Origin of the sequence: Mesorhizobium ciceri biovar biserrulae WSM1271, assembly GCF_000185905.1 — a bacterium.
GTDB classification, from domain to species: Bacteria; Pseudomonadota; Alphaproteobacteria; order Rhizobiales; family Rhizobiaceae; genus Mesorhizobium; species Mesorhizobium ciceri.
Genome location: NC_014923.1, coordinates 4,600,370 through 4,618,970, shown reverse-complemented (window position 1 = coordinate 4,618,970; position 18,601 = coordinate 4,600,370). Strand labels below are relative to the sequence as shown.

The 18,601-nt window shown below is 62.9% G+C and carries 20 protein-coding genes; 16 read left to right on the top strand and 4 right to left on the bottom strand.

Going from position 1 to position 18,601, the window contains the following annotated elements; genetic code table 11:
- Positions 1 to 158: 158 nt before the first annotated feature.
- Positions 159 to 1,202: an aldo/keto reductase gene (locus tag MESCI_RS22520; protein WP_013532261.1), complete on the bottom strand. Its 1,044-nt coding sequence runs from the start codon at positions 1,200 to 1,202 to the stop codon at positions 159 to 161.
- A gap of 276 nt (positions 1,203 to 1,478) precedes the next feature.
- Here MESCI_RS22520 and ppk2 point away from each other — a divergent pair, with 276 nt between their 5' ends.
- Positions 1,479 to 2,399 carry a polyphosphate kinase 2 gene (ppk2, locus tag MESCI_RS22515; protein ID WP_013532260.1) on the top strand — a complete coding sequence of 307 codons (921 nt, stop codon included), beginning with the start codon at positions 1,479 to 1,481 and terminating at the stop codon, positions 2,397 to 2,399.
- A gap of 51 nt (positions 2,400 to 2,450) precedes the next feature.
- Here ppk2 and MESCI_RS22510 read toward each other — a convergent pair whose 3' ends face one another.
- The 3 genes from MESCI_RS22510 to MESCI_RS22500 form a co-directional block, all read right to left on the bottom strand.
- Entirely contained in the window at positions 2,451 to 3,098 is a 648-nt protein-coding gene (locus MESCI_RS22510; protein ID WP_013532259.1) for a dihydrofolate reductase family protein, read from the bottom strand.
- Between the two features lie 218 nt (positions 3,099 to 3,316).
- Positions 3,317 to 4,348: a porphobilinogen synthase gene (hemB, locus tag MESCI_RS22505; RefSeq protein ID WP_013532258.1), complete on the bottom strand. Its 1,032-nt coding sequence runs from the start codon at positions 4,346 to 4,348 to the stop codon at positions 3,317 to 3,319.
- A gap of 88 nt (positions 4,349 to 4,436) precedes the next feature.
- The gene (locus MESCI_RS22500; RefSeq protein WP_013532257.1) at positions 4,437 to 5,264 is read right to left on the bottom strand and encodes a DUF2066 domain-containing protein; all 828 of its coding nucleotides are present in this window, start codon (positions 5,262 to 5,264) and stop codon (positions 4,437 to 4,439) included.
- A 194-nt stretch (positions 5,265 to 5,458) separates the two neighbouring features.
- On the opposite strand from MESCI_RS22500, the gene MESCI_RS22495 reads away from it, so the two are divergent.
- The 15 genes from MESCI_RS22495 (at position 5,459) to MESCI_RS22425 (ending at position 18,601) form a co-directional block, all read left to right on the top strand.
- Complete coding sequence (locus MESCI_RS22495) at positions 5,459 to 6,502, top strand: enoyl-CoA hydratase/isomerase family protein (protein WP_013532256.1); 1,044 nt, start codon at positions 5,459 to 5,461, stop codon at positions 6,500 to 6,502.
- Complete coding sequence (locus MESCI_RS22490) at positions 6,499 to 6,921, top strand: DUF6163 family protein (protein WP_013532255.1); 423 nt, start codon at positions 6,499 to 6,501, stop codon at positions 6,919 to 6,921. The genes MESCI_RS22495 and MESCI_RS22490 overlap by 4 nt, the downstream gene beginning before the upstream one ends.
- Positions 6,922 to 7,158: 237 nt before the next feature.
- Complete coding sequence (gene ldtR, locus MESCI_RS22485) at positions 7,159 to 7,674, top strand: transcriptional regulator LdtR (protein WP_008875359.1); 516 nt, start codon at positions 7,159 to 7,161, stop codon at positions 7,672 to 7,674.
- Positions 7,675 to 8,103: 429 nt separating this feature from the next.
- Positions 8,104 to 9,357: a L,D-transpeptidase family protein gene (locus tag MESCI_RS22480; protein WP_013532254.1), complete on the top strand. Its 1,254-nt coding sequence runs from the start codon at positions 8,104 to 8,106 to the stop codon at positions 9,355 to 9,357.
- 142 nt (positions 9,358 to 9,499) lie between these two features.
- On the top strand, positions 9,500 to 11,146 hold the full coding sequence (locus MESCI_RS22475; RefSeq protein ID WP_013532253.1) for a Na+/H+ antiporter: 1,647 nt from the start codon (positions 9,500 to 9,502) through the stop codon (positions 11,144 to 11,146).
- Positions 11,147 to 11,319: 173 nt separating this feature from the next.
- Complete coding sequence (glyA, locus tag MESCI_RS22470) at positions 11,320 to 12,633, top strand: serine hydroxymethyltransferase (protein ID WP_013532252.1); 1,314 nt, start codon at positions 11,320 to 11,322, stop codon at positions 12,631 to 12,633.
- A 76-nt stretch (positions 12,634 to 12,709) separates the two neighbouring features.
- Complete coding sequence (locus tag MESCI_RS22465; RefSeq protein WP_013532251.1) at positions 12,710 to 13,333, top strand: hypothetical protein; 624 nt, start codon at positions 12,710 to 12,712, stop codon at positions 13,331 to 13,333.
- A 157-nt stretch (positions 13,334 to 13,490) separates the two neighbouring features.
- Positions 13,491 to 13,970, top strand: a complete 480-nt coding sequence (nrdR, locus tag MESCI_RS22460; RefSeq protein ID WP_013532250.1) for a transcriptional regulator NrdR — start codon at positions 13,491 to 13,493, stop codon at positions 13,968 to 13,970.
- A 2-nt stretch (positions 13,971 to 13,972) separates the two neighbouring features.
- Entirely contained in the window at positions 13,973 to 15,088 is a 1,116-nt protein-coding gene (ribD, locus tag MESCI_RS22455) for a bifunctional diaminohydroxyphosphoribosylaminopyrimidine deaminase/5-amino-6-(5-phosphoribosylamino)uracil reductase RibD (RefSeq protein WP_013532249.1), read from the top strand.
- A 12-nt stretch (positions 15,089 to 15,100) separates the two neighbouring features.
- A complete protein-coding gene (locus MESCI_RS22450) occupies positions 15,101 to 15,718 on the top strand; it encodes a riboflavin synthase (protein WP_013532248.1) in 618 nt (205 codons plus the stop codon).
- Positions 15,719 to 15,781: 63 nt separating this feature from the next.
- A complete protein-coding gene (locus MESCI_RS22445; protein WP_013532247.1) occupies positions 15,782 to 16,042 on the top strand; it encodes a CopG family ribbon-helix-helix protein in 261 nt (86 codons plus the stop codon).
- On the top strand, positions 16,042 to 16,317 hold the full coding sequence (locus MESCI_RS22440; protein WP_013532246.1) for a type II toxin-antitoxin system RelE/ParE family toxin: 276 nt from the start codon (positions 16,042 to 16,044) through the stop codon (positions 16,315 to 16,317). The genes MESCI_RS22445 and MESCI_RS22440 overlap by 1 nt, the downstream gene beginning before the upstream one ends.
- An 81-nt stretch (positions 16,318 to 16,398) precedes the next feature.
- The gene (ribH, locus tag MESCI_RS22435; protein WP_013532245.1) at positions 16,399 to 16,893 is read left to right on the top strand and encodes a 6,7-dimethyl-8-ribityllumazine synthase; all 495 of its coding nucleotides are present in this window, start codon (positions 16,399 to 16,401) and stop codon (positions 16,891 to 16,893) included.
- Positions 16,890 to 17,390, top strand: coding sequence for a transcription antitermination factor NusB (gene nusB, locus MESCI_RS22430; RefSeq protein WP_013532244.1), 501 nt, complete (start codon positions 16,890 to 16,892; stop codon positions 17,388 to 17,390). The genes ribH and nusB overlap by 4 nt, the downstream gene beginning before the upstream one ends.
- Positions 17,387 to 18,601, top strand: coding sequence for an MFS transporter (locus MESCI_RS22425; RefSeq protein ID WP_013532243.1), 1,215 nt, complete (start codon positions 17,387 to 17,389; stop codon positions 18,599 to 18,601). Before nusB ends, MESCI_RS22425 begins: the two co-directional genes overlap by 4 nt.

Genomic DNA, 18,601 nt, shown 5'->3' with positions numbered 1-18,601 from the left:
GCCTCGCGGCTCTGGTCCTGCCTAGGAGCATTAGCCGTCAAACACAACAGCTGAAGCGATAGTGCGTCGATGATGGCCAGGCTTGCAAGATGCGCGCCGCAATGATGGGGCCACGCCCATCATTGCGGCGGCGATACCTATCGCCGTCGATTTGCCGATCAGATGCCGCTTCGGTCAATCACCAGATCGGCGGCACCAAAGCGGTCCTTTGCCGTCAGTTGCTGGTGCCAGTAGGGATAGAGCAGGGGCGGCCGGCTGACCGCGTCGAGGCGCGCGCGCTCCTCGTCGGAAAGCACCAGGCTTGCCGCCGCGATGTTGTCCAGGAACTGCGTTTCCGTCCTGCCGCCGATCACCAGGGAACTGATGGACGGCCGGCCAAGCAGCCAAGCCAGCGCCACCTGCGCTGCCGACACGCCGCGCTGCGCGCCGATCTCCACAAGCACATCGACGATCCGCCACAGCCGGTCCTCGTCGCGGATCGGTGGTTCCGACCAGCCCGCGAGTTGGCGGGCGGTGGGGCTGTCACGGCGGTATTTGCCGGACAGCAATCCGCCGGCAAGCGGGCTCCAGACCAGAACGCCCAGCCCCTGGTCGACGGAAATCGGCAGCAGTTCGTACTCCGCTTCGCGCGCTTCCAGCGTGTAGTGGATCTGCTGCGTGATGAAGCGCGGCTGATGACGGCTGTCGCTGATGCCGAGCGCCTTCATCACCTGCCAGCCGGAATAGTTGGAGCAGCCGACATAGCGGATCTTGCCCTGGGCAACCAGCGTGTCGAGCGCGCCGATGGTTTCCTCCAGCGGCGTCACGCCATCCCATTCGTGCAGGAAATAGATGTCGATGACGTCGGTCTTGAGCCGCTTCAGGCTCTTCTCGCATTCCCGGATCAGGTGATGGCGCGACAGGCCTTCGTCGTTTGGACCTTTGCCGATCCGCATCCGTGCCTTGGAGGCGATCAGCACGTCGCCCTTGCGCTTGCCGCCGAGCGCTTCGCCGATGATTTCTTCGGAAATGCCGTTCGAATAGACATTGGCGGTGTCGATGACATTGATGCCGGCGTCGATACAGAGATCGATCATCCGGCGCGCTTCGTCGAGATCGGTCTTGCCGACCGCCGAAAAAGCTCCGGCGCCGCCGAACGTCATGGTCCCCATGGTCAGTGTCGAAACTTTCAGGCCGGAACGGCCGAGGGTGCGGTATTCCATGTCGGTCCTCGCGATTACGTTGGAAAAAGGCTGGGGGGCGCCCGAAAGTGGCCGCTATTTGTAGGACAATTTGGGTGACGTGTCTCCATGCCAGCGCGGCGGATCGATCATGCCTGGCTGGACCGACAGCGGTGGTGACCATGCTCGCGCTGCAATAAAACCGTCATTGCAGGCCTATATGGAAGTCGGCTCAGGTGTTGCCGTTCCCGGGCTGTAAGCCGGGAGTTTGGGGCGCCGGACGTGGATCGACAGAGCTTGCAAGTGGAGCAGCCGATAATGACCGAGCTAAAACAGAATTCTCCGGCCAGGGATTGGCTTGAAGCCGAGCTCGCCGACACGCTTGACGAAGACTATGAGCTCGAAATGTCCGAGCCGGCACTGTCGATGGAGATCGCCAAGATCTACAAGAACTCGCATCCGCCTTCGATCGATCGCATGCAGTATTTTCGCGACCTGATCACCCTGCAGTCCGAATTGATCAAGCTGCAGTCCTGGGTCGCCCACCACAAGAAGAAGCTGGTGGTGATCTTCGAGGGACGCGATTCGGCCGGCAAGGGCGGTGTCATCAAACGCATCACCCAGCGCCTCAACCCGCGCATCTGCCGTGTCGTCGCACTGCCGGCGCCGACGGAGCGCGAAAAGTCGCAATGGTATTTCCAGCGCTATGTCCCGCATCTGCCGGCCGGCGGCGAGATCGTGCTGTTCGACCGCTCATGGTACAACCGCTCGGGCGTCGAGCGGGTGATGGGCTTTGCCCAGCCCGATCAGGTCGAAGAATTCTTCCACGACGTGCCGGAATTCGAGCGCATGCTGGTCCGCTCGGGCATCACCGTGGTCAAATACTGGTTCTCGATCACCGACGAGGAACAGCAGATGCGCTTCCTGATGCGCATCCACGATCCGATGAAACAGTGGAAACTGTCGCCGATGGACCTGCAGTCGCGCGTGCGCTGGGAGCAGTACACCAAGGCCAAGGAAGAGACCTTCGCCCGCACCAACATCCCGGAAGCGCCCTGGTTCATCGTCGAGGGCAACGACAAGAAACGCGCGCGGCTGAACTGCATCGACCATCTGCTCAAGCAGCTGCCTTACGAGGAAGTGCCGCACGAGGAGATCACTTTGCCGGAGCGCGTCTTCAATCCCGAATACGAACGCCAGGTGCTGCCGCGCGAGCTCTACGTGCCGGAGAAGTATTGAGGCAGACGAAGCTGCGATCTCCCCCACGAGGGGGGAGATTGGCTCTCCACCTTACGCCCGCTTGATGGTGACGTGCGTCGCGAGCGGGGTCGCCACCTGCTCGCTGCAGATATAGCCGAGCTTGAGCATGTCCAGGCCGGCAAAAAGGTTCTCGCCCGTGCCCAGCAGCACCGGCGCGATCGCCAGATGCATCTCGTCGATCAGTTTTTCCTGCAGATATTGCCGTATGGTGGCGACGCCGCCGCCGACCCGCACATCCTTGCCGCCAGCGGCAGCCTTGGCCTGTTCAAGAGCTGAATGGATGCCGTCGATGACGAAGTGGAAAGTGGTGCCGCCCTCCATCGTGATCGGTTCCCGCTTGTGATGGGTCAGCACGAAAACCGGCACATGATAGGGCGGGTTGTCGCCCCACCAGCCTTTCCAGCTGTCGTCAGGCCATTCGCCGCGGATCGGTCCGAACATGTTGCGGCCGAGGATCCAGGCGCCGACATTTTCGAAGCTGCGCGCCGCGAACGCCTCGTTGACGTCGGTGGTGCCGCCGTCTTGTCCGAGCACCATCTCGCGGAAGGTGCAGGTGTCGACAAACCACTTGTGCAAGGATTCCCCACCGACGCCGAGCGGATTTTGCAGATCCTGATCGGGACCGGCGCCATAGCCGTCGAGCGATAGGGTGAAAGCGTTGACGCGAAGTTTGGACATGCGAGCCTCCTCGATAACCGATTGTGTTTTGCAAGCAGTTGTTTTGTAACAAACCGATTGTGAATTGCAAGCGGTATTTTCAAGCTCAAACGAAGCCCACGCAACGGTCAAGTGGCCCTCGCTATGGATTCCCCGGCCAAGAGCCGGAAATTGGTATGGATGTCGAAGCGGATTGGCCGACATTGCTCGCCGCGACCGGCCGTCGTCGCGAAGAGAAATTACCCCTTCAGCATCTCCGCCACTTCGGGTGCGAAATAGGTCAGGATGCCGTCGCAGCCGGCGCGCTTGAAGGCGAGGAGCGATTCGAGCATTGCCTTCTCGCCGTCGATCCAGCCATTGGCACCTGCCGCCTTGATCATCGAATATTCGCCCGACACCTGATAGGCGAAGGTCGGCATCTGGAACTCGTCCTTCAGCCGCCGGATGATGTCGAGATAGGGCAGGCCGGGCTTGACCATCAGCATGTCGGCGCCCTCGGCGATGTCCTGTTCGGCCTCCCTCACCGCCTCGTCCGAATTGGCATGGTCGATGTAATAGGTCTTCTTGTCGCCCTTGAGCAGACCGGCGGTGCCCACCGCCTCGCGATAGGGTCCGTAGAAGGCCGAGGCGAATTTGGTCGCATAGGACATGATCGCCACGTCCTGAAAACCATTGGCATCGAGCGCGTCGCGGATGGCGCCGATGCGGCCGTCCATCATGTCGGACGGTGCGATGATGTCGGCGCCGGCGGCCGCCTGGATGACGGCGGCGGCGGTCACCTGTTCCACTGTCTCGTCGTTGACGATGATGCCGTCGCGCAGGATGCCGTCATGGCCGTGGCTGGTGAATGGGTCGAGCGCTGCGTCGGTGATGATGCCGATCTGCGGTACCGCATCCTTGATCGCGCGGGTGGCGCGGTTGATGACATTGTCGGGATCGAGGATGTGCGAGCCGGTCTGGTCGCGCAGCGAGATGTCCACATTGGGGAAGGTGGCGAGTGCCGGAATGCCGAGTTTTGCCGCGCGCTCTGCCTCCTTGACGGCGAGATCGATCGACAGGCGGAAGACGCCGGGCATGGCGGCGATAGGCTCGCGGATACCCTTGCCCTCGACGACGAAGATCGGCCAGATCAAATCGTCGACCGTGAGCCGGTTCTCCTGCACCAGACGGCGCGACCAGTCGGCCTTGCGCATGCGGCGCAGACGGCGGCTGCCGGTGATCTCGTCGACGCCGCGCGCGCCGGCGGGCTTTGCGGGGGTGAATTTGTTCATCGCCAGTACTCTCGTTCGGGCAGGCTTTTACCACGAGCTCCCGCCGCTGACCAATGCGGCACGATTGTGCCAGCGACCGGGTCGAGGCCTATTCGGGTTGCCCATTGCCTGACAGAATCTGTGCCGCGCCCCTGATGGCGACACGGAAAGCCTCGTCGAAGCCGACACCGCGCACCTGCCAGACGTAGGTCTTGCCGGCCATGGCCAGCCGCCAGTCGGCGATCCAGCCCAGTTCCTTGTCGCTCCAGACGAGGCTGCCGTAAAGCGCCTGGTCGGCGCCGGCCCTCTTCGCCAGTGTGTCGAGCTTCGTCATCTCGGCATTGCGAAGCGCCTGATCGTCCAATCCGGCCTGCGACAGCTGCGCCACCGTGGGAAAAGTCACCTGCATGGCCAGCGGTACGGCGGCATTGCCGAACGATTCGCGCATCAGCATGCCACGGTCGTCCTCGGCATCGAGCGCGTAATGCGTTGTTCCGCGCTCGGTCGCCAAAAACACCGCCAGCCGTGGCCGCCCGGTCAGCCACGGCCTGCTGCCGAGCGAAGCCAACACCGGGTCGATGTCAGCAGGCTTGTACTGGCAGTAGAGATTATGAGGCCGATCGTACGTGCCCTGGTCGTCATGGTTGGGAATGCCTTCCATGCGGTCGCGATAGTGGAAACTGGCGACGAAGGTGCCGGCTTTGTCGCGCAATGCCGTCATTTCAGGTTTCGCCGGCAGGCGCTGATCGCCGGAAACCCGCACCAGAACCGCGTCGAGGCAGCGCTTGAAGCCGGACTGGCGGTTCTTCTCGTACTTGCCGTTGACGATGGTCTGCGAGCTGTAGAGGTCTTCCAAAGTCCCCGCCATGACCGGGTGAACAGCCAAGCAGAGGCTCAGCCCGATTGCCACCGGCGCAAGGTGCGAAAATCGAGTCATAAACAATCGTCCCGTTCGAAGACCCACCAGGTACGCTGCAATGAACTCTACCCAGTTTTCCGTATTGCAGCTCGATTTTTAGCACTGGCTCCTGGTCCGGGCCAGAGCTTGCACCGGTGTCCTCGCCATTGACGCACCCATGCGCCAAGCTTTAGCACTTCAGTCCCGGCGGCCGGGAGAGGGATTCTTTCACGATGGATTTTGGCGGAGGCGACGAGATCCGCTTCGAACATCTGGGCCGGGCCGGCGTCGTCACCTTGACGCGGCCGCAGGCGCTCAATGCCCTGACGCACCGCATGATCGGGGCGCTCGACGCCGCTCTTTCCGCCTGGGAGGCCGACCAGGGCATCGACGTCATCGTCGTCAAGGCAGAGGGCAGGGCCTTTTCGGCCGGCGGCGATATCCTGCATGTCTATGAGACAGGTCGGGCGGGAAAACCGCCGGTCGAGTTCTTCGCCGACGAATACCGGCTCAACGCCCGCATCAACAGCTACAAGAAGCCCTATGTCGCCCTGATCGACGGTATCGTCATGGGTGGCGGCGTCGGCATCTCCTTCCACGGCTCGCACCGGGTGATGACCGAGAATGCCCAGTTTGCCATGCCGGAAGTCGGCATCGGCTTCTTTCCGGATGTTGGCGCCAGCCACCTGCTGCCCGATCTCGGCGGCTCCTTCGGCATGTATCTGGCGCTGACCGGCAATCGCATTCGATATGGCGATGCGCTGTGGTCTGGGCTGGCCACCCATACCATCAAGGCCGAGGACCAGGCTGGCTTCCTCGACCGGCTGGCGTTGACCGGCGATCCGGAATCGGTGCTGCGCGGCTTCTTCGTGCAGGCAAGGCGAGAAACCGACAGGCCGACGCTGGAGGCGATTGTCCGTCATTTTTCGCAACCGTCCCTGAACCGCGTCATCGATAGCCTCGAGCGTGCGGCCGCCGCCGATGAGTTCGCGGCAAAGACGCTGGCGACGATCCGCACCCGCTCGCCGACCAGCCTGCGCGTCGCCTGGCGGCAGATCAGCGCCGGACTGACGCTGTCCATGGAAGCCTGCATGAAGATGGAGTTCCGCATCCTCAACCGGATGCTCGCCGGCCATGATTTCTACGAAGGCATCCGCGCTGCCATCATCGACAAGGGCTCGAAGCCGCAATGGCGGCCGGCAAGCCTCGCTGCGGTCAGCGAAGCGGATGTCGATGCCTATTTCGCTCCGCTCGGCGAACGGGAACTCCTGATATGAGCGAGGTGACCTCAAGGCGCATCGTTCTGCAGCCCTCCGGGGTGGAGGTGATCTTCGCCTGGTTCCAGCGCGTCATATCGGGCTACTGCCTGCTGTTCGGCATTCTCTACTGGATCAAGCTGATCGGCTTTTATCCGGGCACACTGTGGCGTTTCGACCTGATGCCCGTGCACTGGCAGGTCGCGGCGGTGGTGCTCGCCGTGTTCTTTCCCTTTGCCGCTGCCGGCCTGTGGATGCTGGCGTCCTGGGGCCCGGTGATATGGTTCATTTGCGCGGTGACCGAGACGGTCATGTACGCCGGCTTTCCCGAGTTGTTCGGCCACCGCTTGCTGATTGTCGTCTCGCATGCGGCGGTGGCGGTGCTCTATATCGTCTTTCGCGTCGTCATCTACCTGCAGAAGCGCCCGGTCCGCCACTAAGCCGTGAACCCATTGGCGGCCCGGCTGTCGCCTCGAATGAGCCCTGCAATCGTTGCCGAAATCTTTAGGTTAATTATCCTTGCTCGGGTGACCGTTCGTTAAGCCTCTTCCGAAACCCCTTACCGGTAAGCTCTTGTTAGCCCTAGCGTTTAAGTCGAATTTTATGAGTATTCGATAGTGTCGCGATCAAGGTGAAAAACAAAAAATCACCAGGGCGACAAACGAGAGGCAAAGACAATGATCAATTCGCGTCCGGCGGCGAAGACCGCCAACGTATCCGACGATCGCCGTGAGGCTATCCGTTCCCTGTACATGGAATCGCTGCAGCTTGTTGAACGGCTGCACCGCCGCCTGCTTGATGTGATCAAAGACGAATTCGACCGCAACGGCCGTTCCGACATCAATGCCATCCAGGCACTGCTGCTGTTCAACATCGGCAATTCCGAACTGACCGCCGGCGAGCTGCGCTCGCGTGGCTACTATCTCGGCTCGAACGTCTCATACAATCTGAAGAAGCTGGTCGATCTCGGCTTCATCAACCATCAGCGCTCGCGCATCGACCGCCGTTCGGTCCGTGTCTCGCTGACGCCGAAGGGCAATGAGGTGGCCGAGGTCGTCGCCGGCCTCTATGAGCGTCATGTCGGCTCGATCGAACAGGTCGGCGGCATCAACACCGATGAGTTCAAGCAGATGAACCGCGCTTTGCAGCGGCTCGACCGCTTCTGGAACGACACCATCGCCTACCGGATGTAAGGATGTAAGACATCCGCCGCATCGGATCCGGCCCGCGCCACAGAAGCGCGGCCGAAATATCGACCTTCAGTCAGGGCCGGTGCCGAGAGGCATCGGCCTTTCTTTGATTTGGCTGGTCATTGCACCGCGTGGTCGATCGCCGATCGATACCCAAAAAGCACGGTCCGTTCTTTTCGGAATGCTGGCCGGTCGGATTTGGCCGCAAGGCCACGTTGCCGCCATATTCCAATGGAACCGAGAATGGCAGTGATGCTGTGGTGAAGGCCATGCGTTCACCCGCAGCCCGTATCGCGCCTGTGCATTGTCACACCAAGCTGATACGGACCATGGTTGGCTAATTGTTAAGATTGCCAATTTTACAGTGCGGGCGAGATCGCCCGGTGATCAACGCAGCAAGTGATCGAACTGCTACCAATGTCTGGAACGTCCATGAAAACCAGCCGTCGTTTTTTCCTGTCCGGAGCCTCCGCGCTCGCAGCCGCGGTGGTCGCCGGCGGCGCCAATGCGCAGGATGTGATCGGTGATATCCTGAAATCCTCGGCGCGCGGCAATTGGGACGACCAGTTCGACGCCCGCGCCAGCGAGGGTGGCAAGGTGGCCTCGACGCTGCCGATCTTCAGCCCGCAGACCGTTGCCTTCACGGAACAGGCGGTCGGGCAATACCAGAACATTGTCGGGCAGGGTGGCTGGGTCGAGGTTCCCGCGACCAAGAAGCTGCAGCTTGGCGTCGATGATCCCGATGTGGTGCCGTTGCGCAAGCGGCTGATGGTTTCCGGCGACCTGTCGCAGAGCGCCGGCATTTCGACGGCTTTCGATTCCTATGTCGACTCGGCAGTCAAGCGCTTCCAACTGCGTCACGGCCTGCCGGCTGATGGCTCGATGGGCAAATACACCTATGCGGCGATGAACGTTTCGGCGCAGATCCGGCTTGGCCAGTTGCAGACCAATCTGCAGCGGCTGCGCGAGAAGGCCGGCACGCTGGGCAGCCGCTACGTGCTGGTCGACATTCCGGCAGCCCAGGTCGAAGCGGTCGAGAACGACCGCGTCGTGCTTCGCCACACCGCGATCGTCGGCAAGATCGATCGCCAGACGCCGATCGTCAATTCCAAGATCACCGAGATCATCGTCAATCCATACTGGAACGCGCCGGTCTCGATCGTGCGCAAGGACATCATTCCGCTGATGCGGAAAAATCCCGATTATCTCAAGAACAGCCACATCCGCCTGTTCGCGCCCGATGGCAGCGAAGTCGATCCGATGAATGTCGACTGGTCGACCGACGACGCCGCCAAGTACCGGTTCCGTCAGGATCCCGGCTCGGAAAACGCCATGGCTTCGGTGAAGATCAATTTCCCGAGCCCTGATGGCGTCTACATGCACGACACGCCGCAGCAGAGCCTGTTCGGCAAGATGTTGCGTTTCGATTCCTCGGGCTGCGTGCGCGTGCAGAATGTGCGCGACCTCGTCACCTGGATCCTGCGCGACACGCCCGGCTGGGACCGCCAGCATTTCGAGGCGGCGATCAAGACCGGTGAAAACACGCCGATCCAGGTCACCAATCCGGTGCCGGTCCACTTCCTCTATCTCTCGGCCTGGTCGACCGGTCCGGGCGTGGTGCAGTTCCGCGACGACGTCTACGCGCTTGATGGCAACAACGAGCTGCAGATCACGTCCGCGCTTTAAATATTTGATTTCTATTTAAAAAGGCCGCCTCTCAGGGCGGCCTTTTTTCATTGATTGGGTGCCGCGGCGTTTTTCACGGGAGGGCGGCTGGACGGATCGGCCGGCTTTGCGCATGGTCGGCGGGAAAGCCTGGAACCGGACCATGGAAGTCGCTGTCTTCATTCTGGTCGTGCTCGTCTTCGTGGCGCTTTCCGGCGCGCTGGTTCGCCTGGTGCGGGTGCCGTTGCCGGTGCTGCAGATTGCGATCGGTGCCGCGCTCGCCTGGCCGGTGCGCGGCATCCATGTCGAGATCAATCCGGAACTGTTCCTGCTGGTGTTCATTCCGCCGCTGCTGTTCGGCGATGCCTATGGCGCACCGAAGCGTGAACTGATGGCGCTGCGCGGACCGATCCTGGATCTGGCCATAGGGCTGGTCTTCTTCACCATCGTCGGCTTCGGCTACGCCTTGCATTGGCTGGTGCCGAGCATCCCTCTGGTGGTCGCTTTTGCGCTTGCCGCGGTGCTGTCGCCGACCGACGCGGTGGCCGTGTCCTCGATCGTCGACAGGAATGTCGTCCCGGCGCGGCTGATGCACATTCTCGAAGGCGAGTCGCTGCTCAACGACGCTTCAGGCCTCGTCATGTTCCGCTTCGCCGTCGCAGCAGTGCTGACCGGCAGCTTTTCCCTTGCCGCGGCTTCGTTCAGTTTTCTCTATGCCGTGGCGATCGGCATCCTGATCGGCGTCGCGGCGCTGTTCGTTGCCGCCAAGCTGCTGCAATTGCTCAACCGGATCGGCGGCGTGCCGGCCGAAGCGCAGGTGCTGGTGATGGTTCTGCTGCCCTTCATCGCCTATCTCGGCGCCGAGCATGTCGGAGCGTCCGGTATTCTGGCGGCTGTTACCGCCGGCCTGCTCACCGGCGGCTCCGGCGTGTTTCGCTTCCTCGGCGTCTCGGCCCGCATGCAGACGATGTCGCTGTGGACGACGCTTTCCTTCGTTTTCAACGGTGCTCTCTTTATCGTGCTCGGCCTGCAGCTTCCCGACATCATCCGCCATGTGCCGCCGGAACTCATGAGCCTGCACCCGATCATCCAGCCGATCGCGACCGTCGTGGCGCTGACGCTGTGCCTGATCGCGTTGCGCTTCCTGTGGATATGGGTCGGCGATCTCGCAGCCGGCATCGCCGCACGTCTGGGCAAGCGCAAGGTGGAGCCGTTCGGGTTGCGCGTGCGGCTCGCCGGTTCGGTGGCCGGCGTGCGCGGCGCCATCACGCTGGCCGGCATATTGTCGCTGCCGCTCGCCATGCCGGACGGTTCGCCGTTTCCGGCGCGCGATCTGGTCATTTTCCTGGCCGCCGGCGTCATCATCTGTTCGCTGGTCTTCGCCAGTCTCGCTCTGCCGACGATCGCCAGGGGGCTGGTCGAGCCCGGTGAGGATGCCGGCGCCGCCGAGGAGCGGCTGGCGCGTGTCGGCGCCGCCAAGGCGGCAATCGCGCGCATCGAGAGCATCGCCGGAGCCGCAGATGATGAGGGAGGCGAGGTGCCCGGCGCCAGGCTTGCCGCCGCCGACAGCATCGTCGCCGGGTACCGGCGCCGCATCGCCGCCTCGGACGAAGCCGATGAGGCCCGCGCCGAGGCGCGTGAAGCCGGAAGGCTGGAGCTCGAATTGAGATTTGCGGGCATCGAAGCCGAGCGCGAAGCCGTGCGCGCCATGTTTCGCAGCGGCGAGATCAACGACCATACGTCGCAGGCGCTGTTTACCGAGATCACGCTCACCGAGGCATTGCTGAGGGGCCGGAAGGCGAGGAAATAACGACGCGCGGGCCTGGCTGGCGCAATCCGGCCAGCAAATTTCGCGTGGCAAACGTGGCGGGGCGAAAACAACTGTGTTAATGGCGCCGCGTGCAGGTTGCCCAAAAGTGTACAGCGGTTTGAGCAACGACATGCATAAACAAAATTGCCCCCGAACCCCGAGGATTTCAGGCTATGGCAACAGCAGCGGCAGTGTCGAACAAATTCGAATCCTTCTTCGAAACCACGCTGGCCGACGCCGATCCGGAGATTTTCGGCGCCATCCGCAACGAACTCGGCCGCCAGCGCCACGAGATCGAGCTGATCGCCTCGGAAAACATTGTTTCCCGCGCGGTGCTTGAGGCGCAGGGCTCGATCATGACCAACAAATATGCCGAGGGCTATCCGGGCAAGCGCTACTACGGCGGCTGCCAGTTTGTCGACGTGGCCGAGGAACTGGCCATCGAGCGCGCCAAGAAGCTGTTCGGCTGCAACTTCGCCAATGTCCAGCCGAATTCCGGCAGCCAGATGAACCAGGCCGTCTTCCTGGCGCTCTTGCAGCCGGGCGACACGTTCATGGGCCTCGACCTCAATTCCGGCGGCCATCTGACCCACGGTTCGCCGGTCAACATGAGCGGTAAATGGTTCAAGGTCGTCTCCTATGGCGTGCGCCAGGACGACCATCTGCTCGACATGGATGCCATCGAGAAGACCGCGCATGAAACCAAGCCGAAGCTGATCCTGGCCGGCGGCACCGCCTATTCCCGCGTCTGGGACTGGAAGCGTTTTCGCGAGATCGCCGACGCGGTCGGCGCCTATCTGATGGTCGACATGGCGCACATCGCCGGGCTGGTCGCCGGCGGCGTGCATCCGTCGCCGCTGCCGCATGCCCACGTCGTGACGACCACGACGCACAAGTCGCTGCGCGGCCCGCGCGGCGGCATGATCCTGTGCAATGACGAGGACATCGCCAAGAAGATGAATTCGGCGGTGTTCCCCGGCCTGCAGGGCGGCCCGCTTATGCATGTCATCGCCGCCAAGGCGGTTGCCTTCGGCGAAGCGCTGAAGCCAAGCTTCAAGGTCTATGCCGAGAGCGTCGCCGCCAACGCCAAGGCGCTCGCCTCCAGCCTCAAGGAAACCGGTCTCGACATCGTCTCCGGCGGCACAGACAACCATCTGATGCTGGTCGATTTGCGTCCGAAGAACGCCACCGGCAAGCGCGCCGAGGCGGCGCTGGGCCGCGCCAACATCACATGCAACAAGAACGGTATTCCGTTCGACCCGGAAAAACCTTTTGTCACCTCGGGCGTGCGTCTCGGCACCCCGGCCGGCACCACGCGCGGCTTCGGCCAGGCCGAATTCCGGGAGATCGGCAAGCTGATCGCCGAAGTGCTGGATGGTCTCAAGGTCGCCAATTCCGACGAGGGCAATGCCGCCGTCGAAGCAGCGGTCAAGGCCAAGGTCGTGGCGCTGACCGATCGCTTCCCGCTCTATCCCTATCTCGGCTGACGCGATAGGAAGTTTTGCCGCCTGCTGCAACGACGAGCGTCGTTTCAGCAGGCCGGGGCGACCGGCAGGAGCCTTGATGATGCGACAATTTCGTTTCGCCGACCTTGGCGCCGTTGGCGCCCTGGCTGCTTTGATCGCCGGGCCTTTCCCCGGCAACGCCTTGGCCCAAACCGCCCCTGCTCAAGCCGCGCCCGCGGCGCCCGCCCAGACGGCACCCAAGCTCGAAACCTTTGGCAGATGGTCGACCCTGATCGACGAGGTCGACACCGGTGAGGATCTACGCAAGACCTGCGCGGCCTCGACCGCCTTTATCGGCGCTGGCGGCGAGAGCGGCGTTCTGACGCTCATCATCACGAACGGCGATGCACTGCCGCCGGATGCCTACCCGTCCGTAACGATCGCCGTCGACAACAAGGCCTTGCCGGCCGGCAAGTCGGTTGCCGCCACTTTCGGCGACGACAAGGGCCGCGTCACTGCCAAGCTCCATTCCGATGGCGCCGTCAACGGCCGGCTCAGCTGGACCGTCGACAACCAGTCCAAGACCAGCCTGGCGCTCCTGCGCGCCATGCGCCGGGCATCGGTGCTTGACGTCTCGTTCGGCGATGCGCCGGTTGGAAGCATATCCATGGACGGCTTCACCAAGGCCTATCGTAGTCTCGGCGCATCGTGCGGGTTTCCGACCGCCGACGTTGCTCCCTGAAGACATCGGTACGCTGTGCGGCTGCTGGCGAGGCTGGCAATCCTGCTTGCGCCTCGCTATCTCTGAAGGGCGAGGGAGCTGTTGGCGACACTTTGCCATCGCTGCAAAAACCTCTAAGCCTTTCGCTTCACCAGATTCGCCAACCAAAGGCTTCTCCATGCGCTGTCCCTATTGCCAGTCGGAAGATACGCAGGTGAAGGATTCGCGCCCCGCCGAGGATGGCGCGGCGATCCGCAGGCGGCGCGTCTGCCCCGATTGCGGCGGCCGTTTCACCACCTTCGAGCGCGTGCAGTTGCGCGACCTCGTCGTGGTCAAGAAATCGGGCCGCAAAGTGCCCTTCGACCGCGACAAGCTGTTGCGCTCGGTGGAGATCGCCGTGCGCAAGCGCAATGTCGATCCCGAACGCATCGACCGCGCGGTGACAGGCATCGTGCGCCAGCTCGAAAGTTCCGGCGAGACAGAAGTTGCTTCGGGAGAAGTCGGCCGCCTGGTCATGGAAGCGCTGAAGTCGCTCGACGATGTCGCCTATGTCCGTTTCGCCTCGGTCTACCGCAATTTTCGCGAGGCCAAGGATTTCCACGAATTGCTGGGCGAGCTCAAGGGCGACGAAGTCAAGGGTGAAGAGGAAGCCAGCTGAGCATGACTGCAAGCGAACAGGCCGCCCTTGATCGCCGCTTCATGGCAGCGGCACTCAGACTGTCGCGAAAAAATGCCGGGCGCACCGCGACCAACCCGTCTGTCGGGACGCTGATCGTGCGCGATGACGGCAATGGTCCGATGATCGTCGGCACCGGCGTCACCGCTGTCGGCGGCCGTCCGCATGCCGAGACCGAGGCCCTGGCCGAGGCCGGCGACCTCGCGCGCGGCGCCACCGCCTACGTCACGCTGGAGCCTTGCGCCCACCACGGCCGCACGCCGCCTTGCGCCAATGCGCTGGTCAATGCCGGCGTTGCGCGGGTCGTCGGTGCCGCCAGCGATCCCGATTCGCGCGTGTCCGGCAAGGGTTATGCGATCCTGCGCGCGGCCGGTGTCGAGGTGGTCGAGAAGGTGCTGGCGGCGGAAGCTGCCGAGCAGATGGCCGGCTATTTGATTCGATCGTTGAGAAAACGCCCGGAAGTGATTCTCAAGCTTGCGCTTTCCAGCGACGGCAAGATCGGCAGGGAAGGTGACGGGCAGGTGTCGATCACCGGCGATATCGCGCGCCGAGAAGTGTATCTGATGCGGGCTGAGGCGGACGCCATACTGGTTGGTATCGGCACCGCCCTTGAGGATGATCCGGCCCTGACGGTGCGTTTGCCGGGGCTTGAGAACCGTTCGCCTGCCCGCATCGTGCTCGACCGCCAGATCAGGTTGCCGGAGGCCTCGAAGCTGGTTTCAGGCGTCGACCGCGTGCCGCTCTATATCGCCGCTTGCCTGGAGGCCGATCCGCTGCGGCGCGCAGCACTCGAACGCGCCGGCGTGCGCTTTATCGGCACCGAGACGCACGAGGGCGGCGTAGCCTTGCCGGAACTACTCGAGGATCTGGCCGCGCTCGGCATGGCCAGCGTGCTGGTCGAGGGCGGCGCCAGGGTGGCGAGCGCTTTCCTGGCCGACGGGCTGGTCGACCGCATCGTGCTGTTCCAGGGACCGGATGCAATCGGCGACGACGGCATTGCATCGCCGGTCGACGCCGACCATATCCCGGCAGGATTTCGCAAATTGCGCGACATGCGCTTTGGCGAAGACAGCTACGCCGAGTGGATAAGAGACCTTTAGGGATCAACACCGATGTTTACCGGAATTGTCACCGATGTCGGCACTGTCGCGTCCGTCAAGCCGCTCAGGGAAGGGGTGGGGCTGCGCATCGACACAGCCTATGACCCGCAGACCATCGCCATCGGCGCCTCGATCTCCTGCGGCGGCGTCTGCCTGACGGTCACGGCCTTGCCCGACAGCGTTTCGAATGCACGCTGGTTCGAGGTTGAAGCATGGGAGGAAGCCTTGCGGCTGACCACGGCCTCGGGCTGGAAATCCGGCACCAAAGTCAATCTGGAGCGGGCGCTGAAGATCGGTGACGAACTCGGCGGCCACATCGTTTCGGGCCATGTCGACGGCATGGCCGAGATCATCGAGCGCAAGGATGAGGGCGATGCCGTGCGCTTCACGCTGGAGGCGCCGCGCGACCTGGCGAAGTTCATTGCGCCCAAGGGATCGGTCGCGCTCGACGGCACCTCGCTCACCGTCAACAAGGTCGAAGGCGCGCGCTTCGACGTGCTTTTGATCCACCACTCGCTGACCGTGACCACCTGGGGTGAGCGCAAGGTCGGCGACCGCGTCAATCTCGAGATCGACACCATGGCGCGTTATGCGGCGCGGCTGGTCGAGGCGACGAAAGAGGGGCTTTAAGTGCTGCTGGCCTCGACTTAATCAGTTTTAATCGCTATGATTAGATCTGATTGTGAGGCTCTGATGGATACAAAAGTAATCACCGCTCACGTTCCGCTGCCGCTGGCTGAAAAGGTAGATCAACTGGCTGCCCGCCTTGAGCGCCCACGCGGCTGGATCGTCAAACAAGCTCTTTCCGCGTGGGTGGATTTGGAGGAGGAGCGCCGACGGCTCACGCTTGAAGCAATGGCCGATGTCGACGCAGGACGGGTCATCGATCACCAGGCCGTGCAGGCGTGGGCTGAGAGTCTTGGTACCGACAAGCCACTGCCGGTGCCTCGTTGATGGAGTTGAAATGGACCAACAAGGCTTTGTCCGACTTGGTCCGGCTACATGATTTTCTCGTGCTAGCAAATGGCCCGGCGGCCGCACGTGCCGTGCAGTCGCTTACTGCCGCGCCGGCACGGTTGGTCGAATATCCGCGCATCGGTGAGAGACTGGAAGAGTTCGAACCACGAGAAGTGCGTCGCATTTTGGTAGGCAGCTACGAAATTCGTTACGAGATACAGAACACGACAATTTCTGTGTTGCGCCTGTGGCATACGCGAGAGGATCGATAGGACAGGAGTCCATCCAGCAATCTTCCGCTTGCGATGAACCCGGCTTCGGCCTAAGTCACCGGCAACTCCCCGGAGACTTTTATGGCTGGTACATCCCAACACGGCAAAGCCTTCATTCGTCCGAAGGCGAAGGCGCATCTGCTCATTGTCGAAGCGCGCTTTCACGACGACCTTGCCGATGCGCTGCTCGACGGCGCGACAAGCGCGCTCGATGAAGCGGGCGCGACTTACGACGTCGTCACCGTTCCAGGTTCACTCGAGATCCCCGCGGTGATCACCTTTGCACTGGACGGCGCGACGGAAGGCGGCACACATTATGATGGCTTTGTCGCGCTGGGCACCGTCGTCCGCGGCGACACTTACCATTTCGACATTGTCGCCAATGAATCCAGCCGCGCGCTCATGGATTTGAGCGTGCAGGACTCGGTCTGCATCGGCAACGGCATCCTCACCACCGAGAATGACGCCCAGGCCTGGACTCGCGCCAAGCGCTCGGAAGGCGACAAGGGCGGCTTTGCCGCGCGTGCGGCGCTGACCATGATTGCCCTCAAGGAACAATTGGGGGCGCGATCGTGAGCGAACCCGCTTCGCCCGGGCAGCCCGCGATGCGCCACGCCAACAAGCGCGGCGCTGCCCGTCTGGCCGCCGTGCAGGCGCTCTATCAGATGGATGTCGCCGGCAGCGGTGTCTTCGAGATCACCGCCGAGTACGAGGCATTTCGCCTTGGCAAGGAAGTCGACGGCGCGCTCTATCGCGAGGCCGATGCGCAATGGTTTCGCGCTATCCTGGCGGGTGTCGTCGAGAACCAGAAGACCATCGATCCGATCATCCGCCAGGCGCTGACCGAGGACTGGCCGCTGTCGCGGCTCGATTCGACGCTGCGCGCCATCCTGCGCGCCGGCGTCTACGAACTGATGAAGCGCGAGGATGTCCCGGTCGCCGTCATAGTCTCCGAATATGTCGACATCGCCAAGGCCTTCTACGAGGAAGACGAGCCGAAGCTGGTCAATGCCGTGCTCGACCGTGTGTCACGCCGGGTGCGTGGCGAGGGGCGCGGCAAGGACGCATCATGACGGCAATCGCCGTCGAGGCAGGCAGCGAGGCGCGCCGCACGGCGCTGATCCTGGCCGCATCGCAGGCGATCATCGGCTCGGCGGCCCCCATCGCCATCTCCGTGGGCGCGCTGGCCGGGCAATATCTGCTTGGCCCCGACAAATCATTGGCGACAGCGCCGATCACCGGCTTCAACATCGGCGTGGCGCTCGGCGCGCTGCCTGCAGCGGCCATCATCCGCAGAATGGGCCAGCGCGGCGGCTTCATGACCGGGACGATCGTCACGGCGCTTGGCGGCCTGATCGCCACGCTTGCGCTTTTTCAAGGGAGCTTCTGGCTGTTTGCCTTTGGCTTGCTCACGATCGGTGTCGGCGGCGCCTTCGTCCAGCAGTTCCGCTTCGCCGCCGCTGACAACGCACCGCCGGAATTCAAGGCGCGCGCCATCTCTTTCGTGCTGGCCGGCGGCATCGTCACCGCTATCCTCGGGCCGCAGATTGTCATCTTCACCCGCGAATCGCTGGCGCCGGTCATGTTTGCCGGTTCGTTCGTGTCCATCCTGCCGCTGGCCGCCGTCGGCGCCATCATCCTGTCCTTCCTGCGGCTGCCGGCGAAAGCATCCGGCAAGGTGGAGATCGCCGACAGCGACGCCAGACCACTGGCTGAAATCGTCACGCAGCCGCGTTTCGTCGCCGCGCTTTTTTGTGCGGTCGGCAGCTACGCGCTGATGAGCTTCGTCATGACGGGCGCACCGCTGGCCATGGTCGGCTGCGGACTGTCGGAGACCGACGCGACGCTGGGCATCTCCTGGCACGTCATGGCGATGTTTGCGCCAAGCTTCTTCACCGGCTCGCTGATCCATCGCTTCGGCGCCGAACGCATTGTGACCACCGGCCTGATCCTGCTCATCGGCTGCGCCATTGTCGCTCTGTCGGGCCTGGCGCTGTGGCAGTTCTGGACGTCGCTGATCCTGCTGGGCCTTGGTTGGAACTTCGGCTTCATTGGCGCGACCGCAATGGTGGCCTCCACCTACCGGCCGTCGGAAAAGGGCAAGGTGCAAGGCTTCCACGACTTCGTCCTGTTCGGCTCCGTCGCCTGCGCCTCACTGATGTCGGGCATGGTCTACAACGCCTGGGGCTGGGAGATGCTGAACTGGATAGTCTTTCCGGTCACCGTCCTGTGCTTCGTGGCGCTGGGCGCGCTGAAGCTGACGAGCGCGCGCCGCCCGGCTTGA

Bases quoted from the DNA above. Each gene is read 5' to 3' on its own strand.
- MESCI_RS22425 (WP_013532243.1), top strand. From the start codon at position 17,387: ATGACGGCAATCGCCGTCGAGGCAGGCAGCGAGGCGCGCCGCACGGCG.
- MESCI_RS22440 (WP_013532246.1), top strand. From the start codon at position 16,042: ATGGAGTTGAAATGGACCAACAAGGCTTTGTCCGACTTGGTCCGGCTA.
- MESCI_RS22480 (WP_013532254.1), top strand. From the start codon at position 8,104: ATGAAAACCAGCCGTCGTTTTTTCCTGTCCGGAGCCTCCGCGCTCGCA.
- MESCI_RS22490 (WP_013532255.1), top strand. From the start codon at position 6,499: ATGAGCGAGGTGACCTCAAGGCGCATCGTTCTGCAGCCCTCCGGGGTG.
- MESCI_RS22465 (WP_013532251.1), top strand. From the start codon at position 12,710: ATGATGCGACAATTTCGTTTCGCCGACCTTGGCGCCGTTGGCGCCCTG.
- ribH (WP_013532245.1), top strand. From the start codon at position 16,399: ATGGCTGGTACATCCCAACACGGCAAAGCCTTCATTCGTCCGAAGGCG.
- ldtR (WP_008875359.1), top strand. From the start codon at position 7,159: ATGATCAATTCGCGTCCGGCGGCGAAGACCGCCAACGTATCCGACGAT.
- nrdR (WP_013532250.1), top strand. From the start codon at position 13,491: ATGCGCTGTCCCTATTGCCAGTCGGAAGATACGCAGGTGAAGGATTCG.
- MESCI_RS22495 (WP_013532256.1), top strand. From the start codon at position 5,459: ATGGATTTTGGCGGAGGCGACGAGATCCGCTTCGAACATCTGGGCCGG.
- hemB (WP_013532258.1), bottom strand. From the start codon at position 4,348: ATGAACAAATTCACCCCCGCAAAGCCCGCCGGCGCGCGCGGCGTCGAC.
- glyA (WP_013532252.1), top strand. From the start codon at position 11,320: ATGGCAACAGCAGCGGCAGTGTCGAACAAATTCGAATCCTTCTTCGAA.
- MESCI_RS22500 (WP_013532257.1), bottom strand. From the start codon at position 5,264: ATGACTCGATTTTCGCACCTTGCGCCGGTGGCAATCGGGCTGAGCCTC.
- MESCI_RS22450 (WP_013532248.1), top strand. From the start codon at position 15,101: ATGTTTACCGGAATTGTCACCGATGTCGGCACTGTCGCGTCCGTCAAG.
- MESCI_RS22475 (WP_013532253.1), top strand. From the start codon at position 9,500: ATGGAAGTCGCTGTCTTCATTCTGGTCGTGCTCGTCTTCGTGGCGCTT.
- MESCI_RS22520 (WP_013532261.1), bottom strand. From the start codon at position 1,202: ATGGAATACCGCACCCTCGGCCGTTCCGGCCTGAAAGTTTCGACACTG.
- ppk2 (WP_013532260.1), top strand. From the start codon at position 1,479: ATGACCGAGCTAAAACAGAATTCTCCGGCCAGGGATTGGCTTGAAGCC.
- MESCI_RS22510 (WP_013532259.1), bottom strand. From the start codon at position 3,098: ATGTCCAAACTTCGCGTCAACGCTTTCACCCTATCGCTCGACGGCTAT.
- ribD (WP_013532249.1), top strand. From the start codon at position 13,973: ATGACTGCAAGCGAACAGGCCGCCCTTGATCGCCGCTTCATGGCAGCG.
- MESCI_RS22445 (WP_013532247.1), top strand. From the start codon at position 15,782: ATGGATACAAAAGTAATCACCGCTCACGTTCCGCTGCCGCTGGCTGAA.